Annotated in this window: 4 protein-coding genes and 3 pseudogenes; 3 read left to right on the top strand and 4 right to left on the bottom strand. The window is 67.5% G+C overall.

Annotated features, from left to right (window positions below; translation table 11 throughout):
- Window positions 1–513: 513 nt before the first annotated feature.
- Together AB0D57_RS46805 and AB0D57_RS46800 are read right to left on the bottom strand one after the other, a co-directional pair.
- Window positions 514–1,494, bottom strand: a pseudogene (locus AB0D57_RS46805) (cytochrome P450); the annotation flags it as partial.
- A 276-nt stretch (window positions 1,495–1,770) separates the two neighbouring features.
- Window positions 1,771–3,105: pseudogene (locus AB0D57_RS46800) on the bottom strand (FAD/NAD(P)-binding oxidoreductase); the annotation flags it as partial.
- Here AB0D57_RS46800 and AB0D57_RS46795 point away from each other — a divergent pair.
- Complete coding sequence (locus AB0D57_RS46795) at window positions 2,987–3,529, top strand: cytochrome P450 (protein ID WP_362088627.1); 543 nt, start codon at window positions 2,987–2,989, stop codon at window positions 3,527–3,529. The pseudogene AB0D57_RS46800 and the gene AB0D57_RS46795 overlap by 119 nt on opposite strands.
- A gap of 96 nt (window positions 3,530–3,625) precedes the next feature.
- Here AB0D57_RS46795 and AB0D57_RS46790 read toward each other — a convergent pair whose 3' ends face one another.
- Window positions 3,626–4,183: a GNAT family protein gene (locus AB0D57_RS46790; RefSeq protein ID WP_362088626.1), complete on the bottom strand. Its 558-nt coding sequence runs from the start codon at window positions 4,181–4,183 to the stop codon at window positions 3,626–3,628.
- Window positions 4,184–4,666: 483 nt separating this feature from the next.
- Between AB0D57_RS46790 and AB0D57_RS46785 the strand changes: the two genes are divergently transcribed.
- Window positions 4,667–4,894, top strand: a complete 228-nt coding sequence (locus AB0D57_RS46785) for a ferredoxin (protein ID WP_362088625.1) — start codon at window positions 4,667–4,669, stop codon at window positions 4,892–4,894.
- Window positions 4,891–5,082: pseudogene (locus tag AB0D57_RS46780) on the top strand (FAD-dependent oxidoreductase); the annotation flags it as partial. The gene AB0D57_RS46785 and the pseudogene AB0D57_RS46780, both read left to right, overlap by 4 nt.
- A gap of 696 nt (window positions 5,083–5,778) precedes the next feature.
- Here the strand turns inward: AB0D57_RS46780 and AB0D57_RS46775 are convergent.
- Complete coding sequence (locus AB0D57_RS46775) at window positions 5,779–5,985, bottom strand: hypothetical protein (RefSeq protein WP_362088624.1); 207 nt, start codon at window positions 5,983–5,985, stop codon at window positions 5,779–5,781.
- Window positions 5,986–6,470: the final 485 nt, after the last annotated feature.

Below are 6,470 nucleotides of genomic sequence, written 5' to 3'. Positions count from 1 at the left end.
AACCGCACGACCGCACCCCGTCACGGGGTGGGCAAAACCGTCAAACGCGCCGAGTCACTCGAAGAGCACTACGGGCGCGCCGGTTAAACAAAAAGGTAAGCGGGGGTTCTAGGCGGTGTCCGACGGCCCGAGTGTCGCCGCTGACGATGTGCGCTTCCATTGTCGCCGCGCGAGTGCTGAACCGGGTTACAAATCTCTCTGCCTCATCAAGGGCCCGCGCAAGTGCGGGCTGGCTCCTTGGGCCCGACCGCTCTGCGCCTACGGTGCCGAGCCCGTGCCCTGGGGCCGCAAGCGAGTTACGGCCGTGAGTGGAAACCTGGACGAACAAGGCCACGGTCAGAACTATGCCTCCGGCGGGGGATCGGCCGGCACCGGGATGGAGGGGGCGCCGTTCGCGGCTGCGGGTCCGAAGTGGCGCGCGCGGGGAGCTGAGGAGGGTAGCGGGTTGCTGTCGAATGCAGATCCGGCCGGGCCGTCCGCGGTACGACCTTGCAACTGCCCTCGGCTGCCGCGTCAACCGTCACCCTGCTCGATGTCCAGATGGATCGGCCCTCGAAGAACGGGGCTGGGCCGGTACGGTGGCGGGTCGGCGACCAGCCTGGGGCGGTCGAGCCGGCGTACCAGCTCGGCCAGCGCGATCTGGGTTTCCCGCCGGGCCAGCGGGCCGCCGAAGCACAGGTGGATGCCGCTGCCGAACCCCAGGTGCTGGTTGTCACGCCGAACCGGGTCGAAGCGGTCCGGATCGTGGAAGCGCTTCGGATCGCGGCTGCCTGAGGCCAGCATGAGCATGATCTGCGAGCCCTGGGGGATGACGGTGTCGGCGACGGTGATGTCGCTGTACGCCGCCCGCCAGGGGATGATCTGCACGGGCGGCTCGTAGCGCAGCAGTTCCTCGACCAGCGGCACGACCAGGCCCGGTTCCTCGCGCAGTCGCTGCAGCACCTCCGGGTGGCGCAGCAGCGTCAGCATGCCGTTGGTGATGAGGTTGACGACGGTCTCATGGCCGGCGATGAGGAGCACTTTGGCGGTGGCGACGATGTCGGCGTCGGCCATCCGACCGTCGGGCCCGTCGTCGTTGGCCAGCCGTGACAGCAGGTCGTCTCCCGGCCGACTGTGGCGCTGTTCCACCAACTCGCCGAGGCACTGGCGCAAGTCCTTGCGGGCCTGCACGCCCTTGTCCAGTTTCTCCTTCGGGTCGGTCTGGGGGTCGTAGTCGATGGAGTTCATGATGTCGTTCACCCAGAGGTGGAACCTCGGCTCGTCCTCGCGTGGCACACCGAGCAAGTGACAGATCACGGTTACGGGGAGCGGGAAGGCGAACTCGTCGACGACGTCGATCTGCTCCTTGCCCGCCAAATCGTCGATCAGGCTACCGACGGTGGCGGTCAGGAAGCCTTCAAGTCCGGTCACCAGTCCAGGGGTGTGCGGGGGGCCGAAGTGACGCATCGCCATACGCCGCAGGCGATCGTGCTCGGGCGAGTCCATGTGGATGAACGACGACGTGGCCCCTCCCTCGGCTGAGGGCATCGGACACGACAGATTGCGCACGTCGGAACTCAGATGCGGGTCATTCAGTACGTCCGTGATCTCGCGATAGGTACTGATGACGTAGCTGCCGTCCTCCTGCCGAGCCACCGGCGTCCTGCGCAACTCGGCATACAGCGGGTAGGGGTCGGCCCGGGCGGAGTAGTCGAAGATCCGTCGCAGCGTGCCGGGCGTCCCGGTCGTGGTCGTCCGGCCTTCCTCCGGCCGATGCCGGTGCACGGCCGTGACGCGGCGCTCACCCGGGTCATGGCCTGTGACGACCACCGTGGCGCCCTGCGCGAGCAGGGCGGGGCCGGGGAAGTCGACGGGCACCGGTTTCAGGTCGGCCGGCTGGTCCGGCGTCGGGCAGGGGGGCGGGAAAGGTGCGGCCTTCTCGATCAACCGTCGGTAGTGGTCCAGCCACTTGCCGTTGTTGAAGCTCACGGCAGCCGTGACGCGGCCCCGATAGCCATATGCGGTGACGAAACGGTGGTCGTCCAGCGATCCCTGGGTGACGACCACCTCGTCGGCGAAGGTCGGCGCGCCGACGGACTTGATGTTGACACCGAACTGGATCGACCAGAACAGCGGGATGGACAGGTGGGGCCGGCGGTCCGCCTGGGCGCTGACCATGTTGTGTGCCGCGACCTCTGCCTGCTCCACGGCGTTGGCCCAGTGCTCCAGTGCGACGAGCCGGTATTCGTAGATGGGGTTCGGGCAACGTGCCACGTCTCCCGCGGCGAAGACGTCGTCGGTGACGCGGCCATTGATGTCGAGGGCGCGGCAATCCGTGTCACAGGTGATTCCCCACACGCCCGCCGCTAGTCCCGACTCCCGCAGCCACTCGGTGTTGCGGATGCTCCCGAGTGCCACCACCGCCACATCGGCGTCGACCGTACTGCCGTCGTCGAAGTGAGCACGGTGAAACCGTCCCTGCGTGTCGCCCTCGAGCCGGGCGACCTTGACACCGCACCGCAGGTCGACACCATGAGCGCGCTGCATGTCCGCCGCGACGTCACCGATCACGGCACCGAGCGCCCCGACCAGCGGGGCCGGCCCGAGTTCGGCGACAGTCACCGCGATGTCGCGCTCGCGGCAGATGGAGGCGATCTCGGAGCCGGTGAATCCCGCACCGATGACCAGTACGCGGGAGGGCCCGGCGGCGAGGGCTCGCTGCAGGCTCTCGGCGTGCTCGCGCGTACGTACGACGAACACTCCGTCCAGGGCCGCCTCGGACTCGACGAACCAAGGCCGGGCCCGTACCCCGGTGGAGATCAGCACCCGGTCGAAGGGAACCTCGCGGCCGTCGGCGAGACGCACGTGGTTCGTCGCGAGGTCCAGCCCGCTGGCGGGCACGCCCAGCAGCCACTCCGCATCGATGCCACGACGGCGGGGCAAGGTGGTGCCCCCGGCCGGCCTCACCGTCGCCACCTTCGAGACCCCTTCCCGGGCAGCCGGATGGATCCTGCTCCACCTGGCCCGGCACCCCCAGGCAGCGGGCCGCGTCGCGGCCGAAGCCGCCTCGCTGCCCGCGGACCCGGCCGCGACGACCAGCACCCACCTCGGCAGCCTGCAATACACCCAGGCACTGGTAAGTGAGGTGCTCCGGCTGTACCCCCCGAGCTGGCTACTGACCCGGCGCGCCCCGCGACAGACTCAGCTCGCCGATTACACCATCGACGCCGGGTCCACCGTTCTCGTCTGCCCTTACACCGCCCACCGCGACGCACGGGAATATGCCGAGCCGGACCAGTTCCAGCCCGAGCGCTGGCTCGATGATTCGGGCTCGCCGGCGAAACCCGGGGTCTTCCTCTCCTTCGGTACCGGGCCGCATGGCTGCGAGGGAGCCGCTCTGGCCATGGCGATGCTGACGCTCCTGGCTGCGCAGACCGCCCGCTGCTACCACTTGAGCGAGCCGGCCGGACCGGAACCCAGCTACCAGGTCACCACCCTCGAAGGTCTCACAACTGTCGGCTTGCGCCTGCGCGCCACCTTGCGCGACTGAGGGAAGTCCTGCTTTCGGTGGCAGGCCGCCTCCGCCAGCGAACCGCGAACGTCGACAAAGTTCGAGTGCCGTTCCGCACACGTCTGGATGACCAGCTCATTGTTGGCTCATCGTGTGCCGCTGGTCGAACTCGTTGGCGAGCATGCCCATCATGACGAGGTCATGGTGCCGGCCGGCGAAGAAAACGTGTTCCCGCAAGCGCCCCTCCTCGGTGAAGCCGAGCCGACGAAAAAGTGCCAGCGATGCCTCGTTGTGGGCGAAGATCGCTGCTAGGCATTTGTGATAGCGCCGCTCGGCAAACATGAAGCGCAGCAGCAGCACTACGGCTTCTGCCGCGTAGCCCTTGCGCCGATGGTCAGCGCCGATCGTGACATCAAACTCGAACCAGCCTGAACGAGGGCCGGTGCGATGCGAGCCGACTGTGCCAACCAGTTCTCCCGTGGCCGTCGCTTCGACTGCCAACCGGAAGCGGTCGTCATCGCACTTGGCAACGGCTTGCTCCTTCGCCCAGGCACGGTAGCTCTCGGCGGACCGCGGCAGATCCAGCCGGCTCCCTCGCCGGCCGTCATCGTCGGCGAAGCGCATGAACGCTGTCCAGTCGTCGGGCTCGATAGCGCGTAGGCGTACCCGATTACCAGTCCAGGACGATGCCATGCCCTATTCGATCACGCTGCTGTGCGCGCGAGGCTGAGAGGCACACCGAGGCAGGTGTTGCCACGCCATGCTCTGTCCCACCGCTGATCGTCTTCCTCGTCGGGAGCGGCGGGGTCGCGCAGCGGGCGCAAGTCCGACTGTGTCGGAGGTGTGTCGCGAACGCCGAGAGGCAATGATCGGTGCCACTGTTACGCTGATTCCCTGACGGTATTTCGGCGCACCGTGCCACACGGTTTCCGTCGAAACGGCAATCCAAAAGAGCGCCGCTTACGTAACCAAGATGCAGCCGCAACCAGGGATACGTCCCTGGTCAGGCGCCGATCTCCTTAGCCGCGATGATCAATACTTTCCATGGAGACCCGACGAGCGCGGTGCACCCCCTCGCACTTCACAGGGGTGGGCAGCGGCCGGATACTCCCTCGTTGCGCGCCGGAGTGGCGCCGGCTTGAGGGGCTGCAGCTCCCACTCCCTGTGGAGGTCGGGGTGAAAGTTGTCGTTGATCTTTCCCGATGTGAGCGGTATGCGCAGTGCGCGTTCCTGGCTCCGGAGGCGTTCCGGATGCACGGTGAGGAAGCGCTCATGTGCGACCCGAACCCCGACGACACCTGGCGCGACCAGGTGCTACGCGCCGCGGCGGCCTGCCCGGTCCAGGCGATCCTGGTCGACCAGCTGGAGGCGCGGCACGCACCGGCGGAGGCGTCGCCGTCATGACAGGTGCCGACAACCTGCGTGCGTTCAAGCGCGATGGCCGCATCGTGGTCGTCGGGGCTTCGCTGGCGGGGCTGCGGGCCGCGGAGGCTCTGCGCGACGAGGGTTTCACCGGATCGTTGACCATGATCGGTGACGAGTTGGGCGAGCCCTACGACCGGCCTCCCCTGTCCAAGCAAGTACTGACCGGGTTGGGGAGAGTGTCGAGGATGGCCTCTTCCGGCAGTTGGCCGTAGTGGGGGGATGGCCGGAGCATCTGTCCCAGCATGTCGTCACCGAGCCGGCCCGACGAACGACGCCGGCGGACGATGGGCCGCAAAGCGTCGGTGAAGGCGACTTGCTGCCGGGTGCGGAACCGCCGTGCCGGTGTGGGAATCCAGCGCGGCCATACCCAACGCGAGGGGCGTACGAGCACCTCCCGGGCCAGGAAGAGCTGTGAGGCATACGGCAGCAGGGTGGGAGCGTCTTCGGAGAAGAGGTAGCTCACGCCGATCTCTGCCAGGGCGTGCCGGACCGGGGGCAGAATCTCGACGTCCTGGCCCGTGGGCCACTGGTCAGCAAATCGAGCGGTCTGGGGCGCGATCTCACCGATCCGGGCTGCAACTGCCTGCGCACGTAGTCCGCGCATGCGGGCGGCGTGAGCGTGCGCACGCTCCTCGGGTGTTGGTGCTCCGCTCGACCGCTTCAACGGCGGGAAGAGAGGCGAGGATGCCTTGGGGAAGTCCTGCGCGCGGCGCAGGACCGCTTCACACGGCCCGGCCGCAGCGGCTACGTAGACACCCGGCTCCAGCTGCCAGACGTCCCCACACTCTTCAGCGCCACGGCGGGCCAATGCCAGCCGGTCACGGCTCCAGGCCGCGAAGCTGCCTTCGGGCAACCGCGGCGGCTCATTCCTTCGGCCCATGAGATCGTCCCTGGCTCTCGTACCTGTCCAGGCCGATGTCGTCGGCAGCGTGGCTGGGAACTGGCGGGCGCTCAGGGGCGCCCGCCGGCAGTGCGGTCAGTCCTAGTCGTCCCCGGCGTACGCATCCCATTCCCCCGTACGCACCGTAGTGGCGGGTGAAGGACAGCTTGCCGAGCAGCTTGGCGATCATGATGCACTCCTCTCGCCTGTCTTCAGCACCAAAAGCCACACATGACATACTTCCACACACGGAATATCTACGATATAGAGCATATTTCGGTTATCGGTTGCACGCATTCACTGCTGATCACCGCATTCGGGAACCGCGGTAGCGCCGCCGCGGAGGGCAGCAAGGGCAGCCGCGGACATGTCGTCGTTGCCGCCGGCCAGCAGCTGCATCAACAGATGCCGTTCCGTGGTCACCCCCGCCGAGACCCTGCGGTACGGCCGCGAAGTACCGCAACCACAACAACCTCTCACGGTCAGTAGCGTCCTTGTGCGGCCCGGCAGTGGCCGGTCTGCCTCTCTGCGGCTGCTACGGATCGGAAGCTCCCCGCGTCGCACCCGTGCAGATCTAGTGGATGGCGTCCCGCCACGTGGTGTAGGGGATCAAGACACCGGAATCCGCAGGCCAGGGGCGCCGACCATGCCCGATCAGATGTCCAACTCGCCTTG

The organism is Streptomyces sp. NPDC048275 (assembly GCF_040652275.1).
GTDB lineage: Bacteria > Actinomycetota > Actinomycetes > Streptomycetales > Streptomycetaceae > Streptomyces.
Note: the sequence above shows the minus strand (reverse complement) of the source record. Positions and strands in the feature narration are given on the sequence as shown.

Excerpts from the sequence above, each read along its gene's own strand:
- AB0D57_RS46790 (WP_362088626.1), bottom strand. The coding sequence starts at position 4,183 with ATGGCATCGTCCTGGACTGGTAATCGGGTACGCCTACGCGCTATCGAG.
- AB0D57_RS46775 (WP_362088624.1), bottom strand. The coding sequence starts at position 5,985 with ATGATCGCCAAGCTGCTCGGCAAGCTGTCCTTCACCCGCCACTACGGT.